We start from the raw sequence: 17782 nt of genomic DNA on the forward strand, positions 1-17782 counted from the left end.
CGTACGAGGTGGGCCAGTACCCGAAGATTGACACTGAAGGGCTCGAGCCAACGCGCTCGGCTCGCCTTGCGGTAGCGATGGGCGTGCCGACGCATGCCGTTCAAAACGCAGCGAAAACGCGCTAGGGTCGCCGGCCTTCCAAGAGTCGCATTGGTGGCGAAAGGCAGGGGCCGTGGACGCAAAGACACACCGCAGCACCGCAATCGTCGAAGGGCCGCTCGCATTCCAGATGCGGCGGGTCCTGGCCGCGCGCGCGGGCGAAAACGGGCTGCAGATTCTCACCTGGCCCCAACTTGCCGCGCATTTGGTCGGCGGGTTCGTCCAACCTGTGCAGGTGGAACATCTAGAGCCGGCGATCCAAGCGGCGATCGCTGCGAAGGGATTCAAGGAGCTGGATCCGGTCGCGGAGCTGCCCGGCATGACGCGAGCGGTCGCGCGCAGCCTGCAGAAAGCATGGAACGCCGACATTGATCTGGCGGCGGCCGCCAAGCGCAACGCTGTGCCGCGTCTCCTCGACCTGGCGGTCATCGAAGAGCGTGTGCGCGCGCAACTTTCTCCGGCAACTCTGCTGCCACGCGACCTGCGCTCGGCGGCGCTCGCGCGCGTAGAGCGCGCGCCGGTGCTCGTGGGGCCGGTCCGCATTGAGCGGGTCCCGTGGATCGCGCCCGTGTGGCGACCTCTGGTCAAAGCACTCGGCAAGGTCGTCCCGGTTGAATGGGAGACGCCAGCGTCCGCGGAAACCTCGTGGTTTGGCGAGGTGAAGCCGGTTCCGCTACATGGGACTCCCGATAAGGCAGACATTGTCTCCTGCGCCGATCCGCATCACGAGGCGGTCGAGGCTCTTCGCTGGGTTCGCAAGCTGTTGAGCATGAAGCTTGCGAAACCGTTTGAGATCGCGGTGGCGGCGGCGGCGCCGGGATCATGGGATGAACACATTCTCGCGCTCGCCGCGGACACGGGCCTGCGAATTCATTTCACGCACGGCATCCCGGCTCTCAGCGTCCGGGACGGCCAGCGTTGCGCGGCCGTAGCGGACGTGCTGGTGCGCGGTTTGAGCGAACAGCGCGTCAGGCGGCTGATTGCGCTCTGCTCCGGAGAAGGCACGCAACTGGACCGGCTTCCGCCCGGCTGGCTTGCGGCTCTGCCGCGCGGCGCCTCGCTCTTCGGACTGGAGGATTGGGAGCGCGCGCTCCGCGGTTTGCAAGTCAATGGAAATCCGATCGAGGTTGGGTCGCTGCTGCCCATTCTCGGTGCGCTCGCAAAAGGACCGTTGGCGGCGCTGGAAGCGGAGACCCTGCTGCTGCGGGGACGCTCGAAGACCATTTGGCAGACGGCGCTGCGTGCGGCGCCCGCGCACGCCATCGAGCTTACGCTGCAGAACATTCGTCTTGCGGACGATAACGATCCGGGCGATTCCGTCGTATGGGGTCCGGCCGCGCATCTCGCGGCGTGGCCTCGCCCCTATGTGCGGCTCCTCGGCCTGACCAGCGGACGTTGGCCGCGCGGCGAAACCGACGACGCCATCTTGCCGGACCACATCGTTGCGGCGAAAGAGCTTGATCCCGATCCGATGCCGCAAGCCGATCGACGTTGCTTTGCAATCGTCGTCGGCAGCGCGAGCGGCGCCCTCTCCATGTCGCGCAGCCGCCGCAACGCGCAGGGAAACCGCCTCGGCGCTAGTCCGCTGATCGCAGAGGGGCCAAAGGAACGCGCGCTCGCCCGCGCGCGCGTTCCCGAGCATGCGTTCAGCGAAGCGGATCGGCTGATGGCACGCCGGGACGAAGCAGCGACGCTCGATGGCATCAAGTCGGCATCGCAATGCTGGCGGAACTGGCATGTGACCGGCCTGACCGACCATGACGGCCGTTTCCGCGCCAACCATCCAGCGATCGCGCGTGCGCTCGGCCGCACGCAATCACCAACCTCGCTGCAACTGCTTCTCCGTGCCCCGCTTGGCTTCGTCTGGAAATACGGTCTTGGCTGGTGGGCGCCGACAGAGCCCGAACAGCCGCTTACGATCGCGCCGGAGGCGCTTGGCAAGCTTGTCCACGAGCTGCTGCGGCGAGCCGTTGACGCGCTCGAACCCGCGCCAGGTCTCGTAGCGGCCAGCGCCGAGCAAATCGAGGCCGCGATCAAAGGTACCGCCGAGATTGTTCGCGATACTTGGCCGCTCCAGCAGCCGGTACCGCCGCGGCTCCTCTGGACCAACACGGTGCGTCACGCGGCGGAGATTGCGGCGGCCGCCCTGCGGTTCGGCGAAACCAGGGAAGCCGATACGCAAAGCTGGACGGAAGTGCCGTTCGGCGGCTTGATCCCGCTTGGCGTGGAACGGCCGCTACCGTGGGACCCGGCGCTCCCCGTGGAGATCCCGAGCACGGGCGTTCGCATTCAGGGAACGATCGATCGGCTCGATCTACGCCGCGTCAAGCAAGCGGTGCGGGTGACGGATTACAAGACCGGATCAAGCCCGCCGAAAGCGGAGTTGATTGTCATTCGCGGCGGCGCTGAGCTGCAGCGGTCGCTCTATGCTCTGGCCTGCCGGCAACTTCTACCCGATTGTAACCACGTCGTGGCGCGGCTTCTCTATCTGGCCGGCGAGCCGCGCGAAGTCCGGTTGCAAGACCTCGATGGCGCGCTGAAGCTGATCAGCGAGTTCGTCGCTCTCGCCTCTGAATTCCTGACGCGGGGCGCCGCCCTTCCGGGCCAGGACGCGGATGCGGCCGAGAATGATCTCCGGCTCGCGATGCCGGCCTCGCCCTCCTATCTGCGCCGCAAGAGATCGGCGCTGGCGAAGGCATCGGGACGCCTTGCAAAATTCTGGGACGCACGATGACGAATCTGCCGGACGAAGCCGAACGCCTTCGCGCGCTGATGGAGCTGGCATCGACGTTGCTGGTCGAGGCCGCTGCGGGGACGGGCAAGACATCGCTCTTGGCGGGGCGCGTGCTGTGCCTGTTGGCGTCCGGCGTACCCCCGCGCGAGATCGCGGCGATCACCTTCACGGAATTTGCCGCTGGTGAATTGCGGGAGCGCATTGCGCGCTTTCTCCAAGAAATTTTGTCCGGGCACGTGCCGGAAGAGTTACGGCTCGCCTTTCCGAGCGGACCGACGCGCGAGCAGATTCAAGCGCTGCAGGAAGTCGCCAAGCGCTTCGACGAGCTAACCTGCACCACGATTCACGGCTTCTGCCATGTGCTGCTACGCATCTACGCGGTCGAGGCGGGAATCGATCCGGGCGCCGAGATTATCGACCGCGGGCAAGCCGACCTCGCCTTCGCAAACATCTTTGAGCGCTGGTTGCGGGACCGTCTGTCGGGAATGAGGGCGGCCAGCGATCCGATCGCGCAAACCGCCGAGAGGAATCCGATCCACGCCGAGGAGCTGTTGCGCGAGCTTGCCGAATTCCGGAGGGCGCACCGGACTGCGCGGCCGCTGCCGGCGCGGGTCGAAACCGACTCGGACCTGGCGTTCAGCGAGGCCGTGGCGGAATTCCGCCGGTGGTTCAACTCCGTAGGCGCACCCGCCGAGGCCGAGCAGGACCTGCTCGATCTGGAGCAATTAGCGCGGCACTTTCGCGGCAAGTTCGCGCCGGTTCCCGATTTTGAGGGCTTGTGGGAATTGGCGCATCCAGCTCGCGTCGCCATCATGCGGAAAAGCGGCCTCGATCTCTTAGACTATCGCCGCCTCGGGGTCTGGCGGGGCGCAGCTGGAAAAGCCGAAGGCGAGCGGCTCGCTGCTATGGCAAGCGAGCACTACGAGGCTTGCGCCACCGCGTTTCGCGAAATCATGGGACAGCTCGCGACGGCGATCGTCAGCGTCTTCTCGGCCGAGCTTGATGAGCTGATCCGGCGCTTCGAGAGCTTCAAGCGCAGCGCCGCCGTGCTTGATTTCGACGATCTGCTGCATCTGACGCGCGAGGTTTTTCGTACCCAAACGACGGTTCGCGCCGCGGCCGCCAAGCGGTTTACTCGCGTGCTCGTCGACGAGTTTCAGGACACCGACCCGATCCAAGCCGAGATCATTTTCCTTTTGACGAGCGTTGATGCGCCGGCGCCGCAATGGCACGAGCGGCGGCTGGTGCCCGGTCGCCTCTTCATGGTCGGCGATCCGAAACAGGCGATCTATAGGTTCCGCGGCGCCGATATCGCGACCTACCGCCTGGCGCGCGCCGCGATCGAGCGTCAGTTCCCCGGCAATCTGGTGCCCGTAGCGGCGAATTTTCGCTCCTGCGACGGCATCTTGCGCCACATCAATCAGTGCTTTCAGACGCCACTCCAGGGTCAGGAGTCGGGCTACGTCGCGCTCGAACCGACGCGCAAAGGCGCGGAGCATGGCCTGCCCGGCGTGGTCAAGGTCAAAGTCGAGGTGATTCCGCAGTCGCGCGTCGACGACATTCGCGACGAGGAAGCGAAGATTGTCGCCGAGACCTGCGCGCGTCTGATCGGCAACTTGAAAATCCGGCGGGCGGATCGCGGCGTTCATCTCCTGTCCCCGGGCGACATTGCGCTGCTCGCGCCAACCGGGCGGGAGCTATGGCGTTACGAACGTGCCTTGGAGGAAGCCGAGCTGCCCTTCAGCTCGCAAGCGGGCAAGAATTTCTATCGGCGGCAAGAGGTACAGGACCTGGTCGCGCTCGTGCGCGCGCTTGGCGATTCCCGCGACACCATCGCCTTGGGTGCACTCATGCGAGGGCCGCTGGTCGGACTGACCGAAGAAGAATTGCTCGATCTGTCCGAAGCCCTGGCCTCAAAAGCCAACGGCGACGGTCCGCCGCTGCGCCTGAGCCTACTCACCGACCCGGACATCGTTTCGCACCCCGTCGCGCGTGAAACGCTGACGATCCTTCGCGACCTGCAACGACGGGTCCGCAGCACCGCGCCTGCGTTGCTCCTCGGCGAAGCGGTCGAGCGTCTGCGGGTTCGCGCCATTCTGATGACGAGAAGCCCTGACCAGGCGTCGCGGGCACTCGCCAATGTCGATGCGCTGCTGGAGAAGGCTCGCGCGTATGGGGTGCGCGGATTTCGGCAGTTTGCGCGCGATGTCGACGAGGAATGGTCATGCCGTTTTGCCCACGATGAGGGCGTGATCGACGCCGATGAGCATTCGATCAAGATCGTGACGATCCACAGCTCGAAGGGTCTGGAGTGGCCCGTCGTCATCCCGATCAACACCGCGTCGGGCGCACGGCCGCCCGAGCAGTTCGTGCACCGGCGCAGCGACGATACGCTGCACTGGATGCTGGGCGACGTCGTCCCGCCCGCGCTTGCCGATGCGATGACCTCGCAAGCGCAGGAGGAAGCCGAGGAGCGCCTGCGGCTCCTCTATGTCGCCTGCACGCGGGCGATGGACCTCTTGGTCTTGCCGGCCTTGTCGTGGAGCGCGAATGCCTCGTGGGCGCGCACCGTTGATTTGCAGCTCGACCAGGTGGCCGACCTCAACATTGCGAATTTGGCGAGGAAGCCGTTCGCGAGGCCGATCGAGACGGCGAACACGCAGACTCGCCCGCAATTCGAGACGGAGCAAGCGGTTGTCGAGCGCGCCTTCGCACGCATCCGCTGGATTCGCCCGAGCGATGCAGACCCCGACCTAGTCACCTTTGACAGGCCGGCCGCCACGGCATGGGATCAGCCCGCCGAGCCGATCACCGTGCAAGGGGCCGGTTCGGCGCGCGGCATCGTGCTGCACAAGATCATGGAAGAACTTGTCACGGGGGAAGTCGAAGCCAGCGCCAAGGCGATCCGCCAACGGTCGACGCTGCTCGTGCAGCAACTCTATGGCGCCGCCGCGCCAGAGAGTGCACTCGATGCCGATGAGTTGGCACACACGGCGCTCCGCACCTGGTCGCTGCCGGAGCTGGCCTCGAGCCGGGAGGGGTTGATGGCCGAGGTGCCGGTCTATGGACGGCTCGCCGAGGACGGCGAGCGGCTTGTAGCGGGGCGCGCCGACGCGGTTCGCTACGTCGCGGGGCGGCCACAGATCGTGTTCGATTGGAAGAGCGATGTCGATCCCGACGCCGCCTCGCGCGCCGACTACGCCAACCAGCTTGGCCAGTATGTCCATATGCTTGGCGCCGAACGCGGCGCGGTCGTCTACATGACGGCGGGGCGCATCGAATGGGTCGAGAAGCCGCGCTGAACCGACGACTGCCCATCGGCCCGAACTCTGACCAGCTAGTTCTTGTCCAACCGGCATCGTACGCGTCGTAGGAATCCGAACGCATTCCAAAGCATATTGAAGGCCGGGCGCAACACCGTGGGCACATCCGAGTCGAAGTTCTCGACGTAGACGTCAGGCAAGGCGACGAGCTCGCGCCCGAGCGGGCCGTCATCGACCCAGGCGATGCGCTCGGGGCTGCGGCGGTAATAGCATTGCGCCACGTTGCAGAGCGACAGGGGAAGAACATCGGCAGGCCGGCGTCATAGGATATCAGCACGCAGAGATATTGACGAACGGCGAAGACGATCGTGGCGGTGATCTTGTGGCCGCGCAGTAGCCTTCACCAGGGCCTTCAAAAACTTCCCCAGACTAGACAGGAATTTTGGTCTGGGGACATTTTTGAACAAAGCAGAAACTGATGATTTTTCTACTAGGTTAGCTGGCGCGCCCGGAACTATTCGAACGTCCGACCCTCAGATTCGTGGTCAGCCGGCCTATTATGTCCACGGTCTCGTTCCTGACCGCAGCAGCCCGCCAACTGCATGATCCAGTCTGCTGCCGGCCTATCGCGCTGGTTTTGTGATACCACCTACCCTCTCCATCCATCCTTTTGCACGCCAAGGCCGCCGCCAGCCCTACGTCAAACGCTCACTTCTATGCTCTCCAAGCGGCCTACGATCATATCGGCCGCATCGATTGCAGCTGTGGAAAATGGTATGGGCGGCAAGACGGACGTGACCTCCTCTGTCGACGCAACTGGATCGACGAGCTCCGATCAAATCGCGACCACCACCAAGCGGCCGCGCAAGAACCGTGGCGTTCCCCCACCGGCTCGCTTCGATATCGACGCCTTGCCGGGCAGCTCGAACCTCACGGCTCTGGAGACCGCGGCGGCGATCCGGCGCACGCCAGGCGCACTGGAGCAGTGGCGGCGCAATCCGGATCATCCGCTCAAATGGCGTTACGTCGACGGCCGCCCGCTTTATCGAGTCGATGCGGTGCGCGAGTATCTATCCGGGCGCACGGAGGCTAAACACCCCCAGCCGCAAAATGCTCGCGAAGACGGCCAAGCAGCTCAGCCTTGATGGGATCGAGCGGATTCGTCCTCTGAAGACGCACGACCTTGCCGGCACGCTCTGCTCCGACCAATTCCGCGATGTAGTCGTGTGCCGCCTCGAACGCCATCTTACGGATGATCCACTGCTCATCGTGATTGTACACTTGGTCGATGCCGCCAGGTTTCTGCCCGACGCAGAGCCGCTGGATCTCGTTGTCGTAGCCGCAGCGTGACATGATGGTGCGCAGGCTGCGCCTCAGGTCATGCATGGTGAACTTATCTACTTCCGCTTCCTTGACGAGGCGCTTCACCATCTTGGTAAAGCCCGACATCTGCCCGCCGGTCTTAGGCGAGGGAAACACATAATCCGAGGTCGCCCGCTGGAAATGCTTGGCGGCCGTCAGTACTTCGTCGACCAGATGAGTGCGCGGCACGTCGTGGTGCAAGCCCATCTTTGTCCAGGCGCCATCGAAGGTTATGCGGTCCTGCATGACGTGCCTCCTCCACTCGATCATCGTTGGCTCGCTGCGACGCGCGCCTCCGAGCAGGCACATGCGCGTCAGAAGCCCGAATGTCCCGAGCTTGCCGCATGCCCACCAGACCTTGACGATCTCGGCGTCGGTCAGTGCCCGCCCTTTCATGCGCCGCCCGACCCGCTGCGCCCGGGTTTCCTTCGGCGCGCGATAGCCGGCCAGCACATTGTGCTCGACGTAACCTTCGCCGACACACCATTCTAGGAACGTGTGCACGTGCTTGCGGAAGTCCTTGGCGGCTCCGCGCTTGCCGGTCCTGGCGATCTTGTCGACAGCCGCCATGATCTCTCGGCGGGTAAGATCCGCGGCGCTGCTGTCGAAATGCCCCTTGAGCCCCCGTCTCAACGCAGACATTGCCGGTCGCCAATTGACGACCTGCCGCCCGGTCAACGACGTCTCATAGGGTCCCTCTTCAGCGATCAGGTTTGCCAGGGTGGTCCGCTGCTTCTCTTCAGCCTGCAGCCGCCTCGCCTCACGCCTGTCGTCATTCGGATCAACGCCTCTGATGACCTCGCCCGCCGCGATTGTCGCCGCCTTGCGCGCAGCCTTCTCATTGAACTTGGGCCAAGGACCAAGGGTCTTGCGCTGTGTCCCCCTCACGCCCGGCTTGGTGAAAAGATACACCCAGGTTCGGGCGCCGGTGGCGCGCATGCGGAGGGCCAGACCAGGCAGCTTGTCGTCGTGGAGGTAATGCTGCGCCTTCCCAGGGGGCAACGAGGCGGCGCGAATGAGAGCGTCCGTGAGTGTCAGCTGGCTTGCTGCTTTTGCCATGAATCCCTGTCCTTCCGACGTCTCGTCGTGTGCCCCGCGAGACCGCCAAACAGCCCCAGAACAAACCGGGTCTGAAACTCTCCCTCTCTTGTGTGCCCCCGGGGAAAATCCTCAGGGGGCACAACAGGGGCACACAAAATGCAGTAAGGCGCGCTATGGCCTACTGTGGTCAAAACCGCCACAAGCCATTGCCATTACGTGCATTTTCTAGATTTTGACTGTGGCGGGATTGGGTTGGCCGCGGTCTAGAGATTGTGGTTCACACGGGAGAGGTCCAAGGTTCGATCCCTTGTGCGCCCACCATCGAAGCCAGTCGGCGCTCAATTCTCAGCCCCCTCGATCTCTGCGGCCGGCTTCGAGGAGAGTGCAACGAATGGACGCTAAATCCGCCCATTCTTCCTCTCCGCATTTTCTGGAGAAAAAGAACATAAAGAGAACAAAGAGTCGAGCTAAAGAGGGCATGCCGCTTGGTCCGGAAGGGCGGCCGGCTGCTCCCGCTGGGTCGCACCTTTGATCCACTGACCCCGATGCGTAGACCGCGAGAACGAGCTACCGGGCGAGTTCCTTTCAGCGGACCCGCTGGGAAAGTGATTGAAATCACTGATTTTACGAAGAAATTTGCCGTACACACATCCATCAGAGCACAATGACCGGCCACCATCACAACGTAGTAACCATCTCACCACATCGAGGAACCATCGCTCGCGCTATTGGTTTTACGTATTGACGATGTATATACGATATGAGCTTATACACACGTTGTGAATACAGGAAACCGTACACGTACTCCGAACATCAAGAAGCCCAACCACAACCAAAGATCCAAGAAAAAGCAACCCGCCACGCACCAGAGGACGAAGCCAATGTCAGCCGCCGGAGCAGCCCGCCAACGCTCGGCAGACACGGAGACCACAACCCGATCCATCACCATAAACCTGCGAGTGCCTCAGAATACCCGCCAGTTGATTGACACGGCAGCCGCCGCAATCGGTAAGTCCCGTACTGAGTTCATGTTGGAGAGCGCAAGGCAACATGCGATCGACGTACTTTTGGATCAGCGCTTGTTTGTGCTGAATCCTGAACAGCACGACGCCTTCATGGAAGCCTTGAACAACCCACCAAAGCCGAACGCCGCACTTAAAAAACTCTTATCGAGTAAGGCTCCATGGGAGAAGTAACAGATATATCTGACGCGCTCGGGGGAAGAATCTCTCCCCCGAGTGCGATATCGTCGGTTCATGACCTCAGCCAATTCCGCTGTGGGAATGAAGCACTAGACGACTGGCTGAAGTTTCGAGCGCTGAAAAGCGAGGGCAAATCTGCCAGAACCTACGTCGTCGCCCAGGGACGCCAGGTGATTTCCTATTATGCGATGTCGACCGGCGCCGCGGTCCGCAAGGACGTTCCACCTAGGCTCGGCCGCAATATGCCAGAGTCCGTGCCATTGATTCTCTTGGGCCGGCTCGCCGTCGACGCCAATCACCAAGGAACCGGCCTAGGCGGCAACATGTTACGAGACGCACTACAAAGAAGCGCGCAGCTCTCTCAAATTGCTGGCGCTCGCGGTGTATTAGTGCATGCCATCGACCGCAACGCTATGGCATTTTATGTTAAGTATGGCTTTTTGGAATTTCCAGGCGGCTCGAAAACGATGTTTCTGCCGATGGAGACCATAATAAAGGGTCTAGGCTAACGTCCACGACCCGTGATGACCAAACCCCCGCAAGGCGATGACATCGTCATCTTGTCCCGAAAGGAATACGATCAACCGGTCGCCGCAGCTAATGAAGACACCGCCAACGCCGAAACCCTGCGCCACTCGATCGCTCGCGTGGAGAGCGGCGAGGAAGAAACCTTTAGCAGCGACGAATTTGATGCATTCCTTGCAGCGAAAAGGCCGCTCGCATTCCCCCGTCAGAAGCGCGGCTTGAGCCAAGATAAACTTGCCAAGCGCGCTGGTACTACGCAAGGCTACCTGCCCGAGATCGAGGTAGGCGCAAAAGCGGCGACGTTCCAACGTTGCGCAAGCTTGCGGACGCGCTGAAAGTGACACTAGATATTTTGGTGCAGGCCGGGCCGAGCGGGGACGACGCACCCCAACCGCGCGCGAAGAAACGCAAGGCGTCATGAACCAACGGAATGGGCGCCCCGGGGCGAGAAAGCTGGCCTAGCGAGATGCTAGTCAACCGACCTAGCTCAGTTTGGAATACGGCCAAACGGATCTCCGTAAAGCATCGCCGTAAGAGAGCGGCATCAGAGGCAAGAGGTGGAAAACCTCCACTTCTCCTAAGCATCACAACTCTTGCGGTAGCCATTTCGAGCGCATTCGTGTCGCTCCTTCAATACAATGCTGCCAAAAGAGCATACAGCGCACAAAGCCGCGCTTTCATTCTGTCGAATAGCCTTCAACTGATTACCTACGGCGGTAAGGGACCCAACGATGAAGAGACTCCTAGGTGGCTGATCAATCCAATCATTGAGAACGTAGGGAATACCCCGACGAGCCAACTTAAATTCTCGATTGATATGCTCATCGGGGGTTATGCGACTAGCGAAACGTTCGAACAAAGAAATCCGTATAAACTAAGCTTTACGCAGGGTGTAATCGGACCGCGATCACAGATGGCCTCAGGATGGCTTATCATGGGACCGCTGAACTTGACACCATTGAGCGGCAGGAAAGCCCCGATCGGCGCGATGGGAGTCATCAAATACACGGACGTTTTTGGTGATCGACACCTAACTGAGTACTGCTATTCAGCCAACATTCCTCCGCTCGACGTAAAGGAGTTTCCGAGAGGTCAACCGATTCGAATCTATGGCTCTTACTGTGAAAGGCACAACTGCGCTGACGCTGAATGTGGTCCCGATTGGGAAAAGCGCGCGAGCGAATAGTGAGAAGGATTGGCATCATTTGGCGCAGTCAATTTCTATTGGACGAATCATGAGGGCATGACAGATAAAACAACGGTGCGGCTCATTCTCATCATTAATGGTCCGCTGCTCGAATTGCTGAAGGACTGCCAGAATCCCATGCTCTGGCTGATGCCTTTGTTGAGCTGTCTTCCGCCGCTGTTTACGATCGGCATCGCCCGTTTCGGGCGCTGGCTCTCGTCCAGCGACGAGAATTGGGCCATCGGCGCGATCAAGCATGCCCTCATCAAGCCGAGCCGCACGGGTGTTGCCTGATCGAATTGCTGATCAGGAGATCGAGCCGCCGCCGACCGGAAGCGAAGCGCCCTGAGCCCGGCAGAGAAGCAGCTACACGGTCACTCGATCGAAGTCCGACGCGATGCGCGTGGCCGGAAATACCGCCCTCGCCTCGTCCAGGATCTCCTCGTCTGTGTACCGGCCCGAGATGTGGTTCAGCACGAGTTGACCGACGTTGCCGGATGCCGCAAGCGCAGCGGCCTCTGAAGCCGTCAGGTGACCGTAGTCGCGCGCGGTCGCGGCATCGCGCTGGAGAAAGGTCGCCTCGATCACCAGCAGATCTGCGTCGCGGACATGCTCCTGCAGACCATCGGTGGTCTCGGTGTCGCCGACGATGACGAGCTTCCTGCCGCCGCGCGGGGGGCCGAGGACATCCTCCGGATTGATGCTGCGACCATCGTCGAGCGTGATCGTCTGCCCCTCCGCCAGCGTCTTCCGCAGCGGACCATCCGGCACGGCGAGATCTGCGAGGCGCTCCGGCAGGAGGTGACGGCGCGCTCGGCTGACGAATGCGAAGCCGAGGCTGTCGGTGTCGCGATGCCGGACCGGGAAGCAGTTGATCTCGAACGTCCCGGTGTCGAGGACCTGCCCGGCCGTGAGCGGAACGAGTTGCAGCGGGATCGGCGCGCGGCCCTCGCCCCACAACCCTGCGAGCATGCGGATGACGATATCGAGCGTGCCCGGGCCGCCGTGGACGTGCATAATGTCCGCGCTGCTGCGCAGCCGCAGGGTCGAGAACAATCCGGGAACACCGAGGATGTGGTCGAGATGCCCGTGGGTCAGCAGGATGCGGTCGAGCCGCCGAAAGCCCGCCCCGCTCGCCAGCAGCTGCCGCTGAATGCCCTCGCCACAATCGATCAGGATCCGCTGTCCGCCGGCCTGGACCAGAAGGCCCGGATGATTGCGGTCCTGCGACGGAACGCTCGCCGAGGTTCCGAGGAAGGTCAGCTCGAACATGGGCGTCCTGTCATTCCGGCCGGCTGCAGGCGCATCAGCGGTTCTGTCCACGGCACCTGCGCCGGCTGTCTCATCGGGATCAATTCGAAGCTCCACTTCTCCGCTTGGCAACTCAAGCGCGCCGGCGGCCTGACGCCACCAGCCTGCCCCAAACTGCTCCCTGGGGGTATGGGTCCCGGCTCGAGGCCGGGACGACGGCGGAGATTGGAGCGGCGATAGCGGCACAGCCGGACAAACGACCGGGTCAAATGGACGTTCGTTCCAGGCGACGCTCGTTCGACAGGCCGGTTGAGCGCCGGCCGCTCCTGCTGACAGACTTCGGCGCGGGGCTCTGATACATCTCGGCCATGCCAAGCTCCGGTCCGGATCCGGATGCCGCGCCGACGGTCATCCGCAAGATCATCCACATCGACATGGATGCATTCTATGCGTCGGTCGAGCAGCGGGACAATGCCGAGCTGCGCGGCAGGCCCGTGGCCGTCGGCGGCTCGCGCGAGCGCGGCGTGGTGGCGGCCGCGAGCTATGAGGCGCGCAAATTCGGCGTGCGCTCGGCGATGCCGTCGGTGACCGCCAAGCGCTTGTGCCCGGACCTGATCTTCGTCAAGCCGCGCTTCGAGGTCTACAAGGCGATCAGCCAGCAGATCCGCGCGATTTTCGCCGAGCACACGCCGATCATCGAGCCGCTGTCGCTCGACGAGGCCTATCTCGACGTAACCGACAATCTGCAGGGCATTCCGCTGGCGCGCGACATCGCGTTGCAGATCCGCGCCAGGATCAAGGAAGAGACCGACCTCAATGCCTCCGCCGGCATCTCCTACAACAAGTTTCTGGCGAAGCTCGCTTCCGACCATCGCAAGCCGAACGGACAATACGTGATCTCCCCCGAGATGGGCGCGGCGTTCGTGGAGGAGCTGCCGGTCGGCAAGTTTCACGGCATCGGTCCGGCAACAGCTGCCAGGTTCAACGCGCTGGGAATCCATACCGGCCTGGACATCCGCAACCAGAGCCTACCCTTTCTGCAGCAGCACTTCGGCAAAGCAGGCAACTACTACTACTGGATCTCGCGCGGGATCGATCATCGCCCGGTCAGGGCCAATCGCATCCGCAAATCCATCGGTGCGGAAAACACCTTTGCGGCCGACCTGACGGAGTTCGAGCCGATGGCGGCCGAGTTGCAGCCGCTGATCGACAAGGTCTGGCGCCACTGCGAGGCGACCGGCAACAGGGGCCGGACGATCACGCTGAAGGTCAAGTTCGCCGATTTCGACATCATCACCCGCAGCAGGTCGGTTGCCGCGGCGGTCGCCAGCCGCGACGAACTGGAGCGCCTGTCCCTGGCGCTGCTCCAGGCCGAGATGCCGCTGCCCAAGCCGGTGCGGCTGCTCGGCGTGTCGCTGTCGTCGCTGCAGGAGCCTGATGCCGGTGTTGCGACGCAGCTCGCGATGCCGATCTGAGCGATGGACTGCAAAAAGACCCTCGCAGCGCCAAGCTCGATCCTGATGTCTCAGCTGAAGGGCGGCACCCGGCCATTTTGACCTCGCTCGTCCGCGCATGACCTCCCTGCGTCCAGCACATTCGTCACAGAATGCCCCCGCCACGCCCGCAGCGGCGGCTCAAGGCGACTTTTGCGGGGCGGAACTCTCACGTTTTCCTGATTCCTGCGTCAGAACGCCGCGGCGCAAATTCGCCTAAGGTCCTGGCGTTTCCAACCCACGGAGGTTTTCCGCATGCGTAAACTGATCATCGCCACCGCCGCCCTCGCGTTCGTCTCGTCGGCTGCTCTTGCCCAGTCGACCGAGAAGCCGATGACGACCGGCCAGGCGGCCAAGAGCGGCGACGCCATGGGCGGAGGCGACGACATGAAGATGAGCAAGACGAAGAAGAAGTCGTCGAAGAAGTCGTCCGGCGACGCGATGTCGAAGTAAGGCACCGCACACGAGGCACGGCCTGTTCGCAGGCGCGCCGCTTCGTCGCGAGATCGGGCCGCTCCTTCGGGGGCGGCCCTTGTTCATTTGGACCGGGCCAAACCATCTCAGCCCGGGGCCAGGCCCATCTGCTGCAATCGCCCGGCGAACCAGGCCGACAGCACAGGATCGATCCGCGCCCCGACATAAACCTCCGGCGTGATCACGCTGCGCCGGTCGAGAATCACCAGCACGCCGATCCAATAGGCAAACCACAGATGCGGGTCGGTCAGCGCCATCAGCTTGTGGCGGTCATGCGCCAGCGGCTGGTGGTTGCTGGCCTTGCGGACCTCGATCGCCAGCAGATTGTCGGGCACCGCGCGCTTGTGGACGACGATGTCGGGATAGATCGATTTCGCGAGATCGTCGTCGGTCGAGACGATCGAGCCGCGCGGCAGCAGCATCGTGCGGTCGTCGAGCCGGTTGTAGTCGCAATCGACGTCCCAGCCGAGGAAGTTGCGCTCCAGGTGCACGGACAGCCGGTGCGTCAAGGCGCGCTCACCGAGATCACGGTCAAGGATGTAGCGTTCGCGCGCGTAAAACTCCTGCAGCGCGGAGATCAGCCGGTTCAATTCGCTGTGCATGCCGCCCAAACAAAACAGACGATGGAGACGTCACCATCAACACGCGATCGCGCTGAGTCGCCAACCAGAAATGCGGGCGATGACGCTGCCACCGGCCGGCGGCCGATTTGCGGCCGCCGGGTTGCGGGCGGAACGGCTTACATCTGCACTTCGATCAGGCGAGGGCCGTATTCGGCATTGGCCTCGGCCAGCGCGACGTTGAACTCGTCGGCGGAGGTGACGGCGCGGGCCGGCACGCCCATGCCCTTGGCCATGGCGACGAAGTCGAGCGTCGGGCGGTCGATCTTGAGCATGTCCTGGGCGCGCTGGCCGGGCTCTCCGGCGCCGACGCCATCGAACTCGCCGCGCAGGATCTGGTAGATCCTGTTGGCGAACACCACGGTGACGACGTTGAGGTTCTCGCGCGCCTGGGTCCACAGCGACTGGATCGTGTACATCGCGCTGCCGTCGCCGACGAGGCACATCACCTTGCGATCCGGGCAGGCCACCGCGGCGCCGGTCGCCACGGGGGTCGAGAAGCCGATCGAGCCGCCCATGTTCTGCAGCCAGTCATGCGGCTTGGCGGCGGCCGTCGGCGGGAAGAAGCCGCGGCCGGTGGTGATGGATTCGTCGACGATGATCGCATTCTCGGGGATCGCATAGGCGATCGCCTGGGCGATGGTGGCGTGGTTGAGCGCGCCGGTGGGCTTGATCAGCTCGGCGAGCGGCTGCGGCTTGACGTCGGCGGGCTTGGCGCCGAGATGGCCGGCCAGCGCCTCGAGCGCGGCGGCCGAGTTCTCGCCCCAGGCGGTCATGCGGTGCACCTCGGTGCCCTCCGCCTTCAGCATGCTCGGCTTGTTCGGATAGGCGAAGAAGGCAACGGGGTCGTTGGCCTCGACCAGCACGATGTGCTTGTAGTTCTTCAGGATCGGCAGCGCCTGCTCGATCACGTAGGGGATGCGGTCGATCGAGAAGCGGCCGGCGCCGCGCGCCATGCGCGGGTGATAGGTCTGGCCCATCACACGGCATCCGGTCTTGCCGGCGATCTGCTGGGCGAAGGTCAGCGCCTGCTCGGTCAGCGCGCCCGCGGTCATCAGCACCAGGGTCTCGGGACCGTGCGCGTGCAGGATCTTCGCGGCCTTCTCGACCGCATCGTCCGAATAGCTCGGGCGCTGCGCGTCAGTGGGAACCTGGGCGATGCCGTCGGCCTCGTTCCAGGCGGTGTCGGCGGGCAGGATGAGCGTGGCGATCTGCGGCGGTGCGCTCTTGGCGGCGGCAATCGCGGCAGCGCCGTCGGCGGCGACCGCCTTGGCGCTCGGCGAGGTCCGCACCCAGTCGGACATCGGCCGCGCCAGGCCCTCGATGTCCGAGGTCAGCGGCGCGTTGAAGCCGATGTGGTAGGTGGCGTGCTGGCCGACGATGTTGACGATGCCCGAGCGCGCCTTCTTGGCGTTGTGCAGATTGGCGAGACCGTTGGCGAGGCCGGGGCCGAGATGCAGCAGCGTCGAGGCCGGCGTGCCCTTCATGCGGAAATAGCCGTCGGCGGCGCCGGTGACCACGCCCTCGAACAGGCCGAGCACGCAGCGCATGCCCTCGACCCGGTCGAGCGCTGCGACGAAGTGCATCTCGGAGGTGCCCGGATTGGTAAAGCAGACGTCAACGCCCCCCGCGACCAGGGTCCGTACCAGGCTTTCCGCACCGTTCATCATGTTCTCCCGTTTGAATCCGCGCGCCATTTGCAATGGTCGTCAGATCAATCATTGTTCGCCTGCGGCGTCAAAGGGGCTGGCCGCATTGCTGCCATCACGGCGCGGCCGATGCGCCGAATTGGCTAACAGAATGCTGGGCGCGGGAGGTGCGGGATATTCCGTGGGATTTGGGCCACGGACCGCCGCCACATACCGGCCTCACGGCGCCGTGGGTTGCGAAGTGCAACCGTTTATGGCCTGTCTGCGAACGGAATTTGATGTTTGCCAGGGGATGGAAATGAAGCGCTGTTTTGCTTTGGGAATTGCTGCGGTCGCGTCAGTGGTCAGCGCCGGGATGGCGCGGGCGGAAATGTTCGACACCAGGGACATCTTCGGCGGCGGGCCGAACTTCTATCAGAGCAGCGTCAGCCCGATCCCGCGCGAGACCGTGATGTTCCAGAGCCAGTATGCGCCGGGCACGATCGTGGTGAACACGTCCGAGCGCCGGCTGTATCTGGTGCTGCAGGGCGGCCAGGCGCTGCGCTACGGCATCGGCGTCGGCCGCGACGGGTTCCGTTGGAGCGGCGTGCACCGCATCACCGCCAAGAAGGAATGGCCGGCCTGGACGCCGCCGTCGCAGATGCTGCGCCGCCGCCCGGACCTGCCGCGCCACATGGCCGGCGGCATCGAGAACCCGCTTGGTGCGCGGGCGATGTATCTCGGTTCCACGCTGTACCGCATCCACGGCTCCAACGAGCCGGAGACGATCGGCCAGGCGGTGTCGTCGGGCTGCTTCCGCATGACCAATGACGACGTCGCCGATCTCTACGACCGCGTTTCGGTCGGCACCACTGTGATCGTGAAGAACTGACAATTCTGCACG

General features: G+C 63.5%; 14 protein-coding genes. 10 read left to right on the plus strand and 4 right to left on the minus strand.

The features are described from left to right. The first annotated feature begins 172 nt into the window (after positions 1–172). The 3 genes from NLR35_RS27700 to NLR35_RS27710 all read left to right on the plus strand — a co-directional run bounded on the left by NLR35_RS27700 (position 173) and on the right by NLR35_RS27710 (position 7241). Positions 173–2833 carry a PD-(D/E)XK nuclease family protein gene (locus NLR35_RS27700; protein ID WP_257169707.1) on the plus strand — a complete coding sequence of 887 codons (2661 nt, stop codon included), beginning with the start codon at positions 173–175 and terminating at the stop codon, positions 2831–2833. After that, entirely contained in the window at positions 2830–6135 is a 3306-nt protein-coding gene (locus tag NLR35_RS27705) for an exodeoxyribonuclease V subunit beta (RefSeq protein ID WP_257169708.1), read from the plus strand. Before NLR35_RS27700 ends, NLR35_RS27705 begins: the two co-directional genes overlap by 4 nt. 737 nt (positions 6136–6872) lie before the next feature. Continuing rightward, complete coding sequence (locus tag NLR35_RS27710) at positions 6873–7241, plus strand: hypothetical protein (RefSeq protein ID WP_257169709.1); 369 nt, start codon at positions 6873–6875, stop codon at positions 7239–7241. On the opposite strand, the gene NLR35_RS27715 is transcribed toward NLR35_RS27710, so the two are convergent. Further along, entirely contained in the window at positions 7186–8517 is a 1332-nt protein-coding gene (locus tag NLR35_RS27715; protein ID WP_257169710.1) for an integrase arm-type DNA-binding domain-containing protein, read from the minus strand. The two genes, NLR35_RS27710 and NLR35_RS27715, sit on opposite strands and share 56 nt — an antisense overlap. 863 nt (positions 8518–9380) lie before the next feature. Between NLR35_RS27715 and NLR35_RS27720 the strand changes: the two genes are divergently transcribed. The 4 genes from NLR35_RS27720 (at position 9381) to NLR35_RS27735 (ending at position 11706) form a co-directional block, all read left to right on the plus strand. Next, positions 9381–9695 (plus strand): DUF1778 domain-containing protein, encoded by a 315-nt coding sequence (locus tag NLR35_RS27720; RefSeq protein ID WP_257169711.1) that lies wholly within the window; start codon positions 9381–9383, stop codon positions 9693–9695. After that, positions 9683–10210: a GNAT family N-acetyltransferase gene (locus tag NLR35_RS27725; RefSeq protein WP_257169712.1), complete on the plus strand. Its 528-nt coding sequence runs from the start codon at positions 9683–9685 to the stop codon at positions 10208–10210. The genes NLR35_RS27720 and NLR35_RS27725 overlap by 13 nt, the downstream gene beginning before the upstream one ends. Positions 10211–10225: 15 nt before the next feature. Continuing rightward, a complete protein-coding gene (locus NLR35_RS27730; protein ID WP_257169713.1) occupies positions 10226–10561 on the plus strand; it encodes a helix-turn-helix transcriptional regulator in 336 nt (111 codons plus the stop codon). An 860-nt stretch (positions 10562–11421) separates the two neighbouring features. Then, the gene (locus NLR35_RS27735) at positions 11422–11706 is read left to right on the plus strand and encodes a hypothetical protein (RefSeq protein WP_257169714.1); all 285 of its coding nucleotides are present in this window, start codon (positions 11422–11424) and stop codon (positions 11704–11706) included. Positions 11707–11778: 72 nt separating this feature from the next. Here NLR35_RS27735 and rnz read toward each other — a convergent pair whose 3' ends face one another. Beyond that, a complete protein-coding gene (gene rnz / locus NLR35_RS27740; protein ID WP_257169715.1) occupies positions 11779–12684 on the minus strand; it encodes a ribonuclease Z in 906 nt (301 codons plus the stop codon). Positions 12685–13031: 347 nt separating this feature from the next. On the opposite strand from rnz, the gene dinB reads away from it, so the two are divergent. Next, positions 13032–14138, plus strand: a complete 1107-nt coding sequence (gene dinB / locus NLR35_RS27745) for a DNA polymerase IV (RefSeq protein WP_257169716.1) — start codon at positions 13032–13034, stop codon at positions 14136–14138. Positions 14139–14411: 273 nt separating this feature from the next. Continuing rightward, the gene (locus NLR35_RS27750) at positions 14412–14609 is read left to right on the plus strand and encodes a hypothetical protein (RefSeq protein WP_257169717.1); all 198 of its coding nucleotides are present in this window, start codon (positions 14412–14414) and stop codon (positions 14607–14609) included. A gap of 107 nt (positions 14610–14716) precedes the next feature. Here the strand turns inward: NLR35_RS27750 and NLR35_RS27755 are convergent, their stop codons facing one another. Both NLR35_RS27755 and NLR35_RS27760 read right to left on the minus strand, forming a co-directional pair. After that, positions 14717–15232 carry a hypothetical protein gene (locus NLR35_RS27755; RefSeq protein WP_257169718.1) on the minus strand — a complete coding sequence of 172 codons (516 nt, stop codon included), beginning with the start codon at positions 15230–15232 and terminating at the stop codon, positions 14717–14719. A 137-nt stretch (positions 15233–15369) separates the two neighbouring features. After that, positions 15370–16917 (minus strand): acetolactate synthase large subunit, encoded by a 1548-nt coding sequence (locus tag NLR35_RS27760; RefSeq protein WP_257169719.1) that lies wholly within the window; start codon positions 16915–16917, stop codon positions 15370–15372. A 280-nt stretch (positions 16918–17197) separates the two neighbouring features. On the opposite strand from NLR35_RS27760, the gene NLR35_RS27765 reads away from it, so the two are divergent. Next, the gene (locus NLR35_RS27765) at positions 17198–17770 is read left to right on the plus strand and encodes a L,D-transpeptidase (RefSeq protein WP_257169720.1); all 573 of its coding nucleotides are present in this window, start codon (positions 17198–17200) and stop codon (positions 17768–17770) included. Positions 17771–17782 lie beyond the last annotated feature (12 nt).

It is taken from the genome of Bradyrhizobium sp. SRS-191 (genome assembly GCF_024586915.1).
In the GTDB taxonomy this organism is placed as follows: domain Bacteria; phylum Pseudomonadota; class Alphaproteobacteria; order Rhizobiales; family Xanthobacteraceae; genus Bradyrhizobium.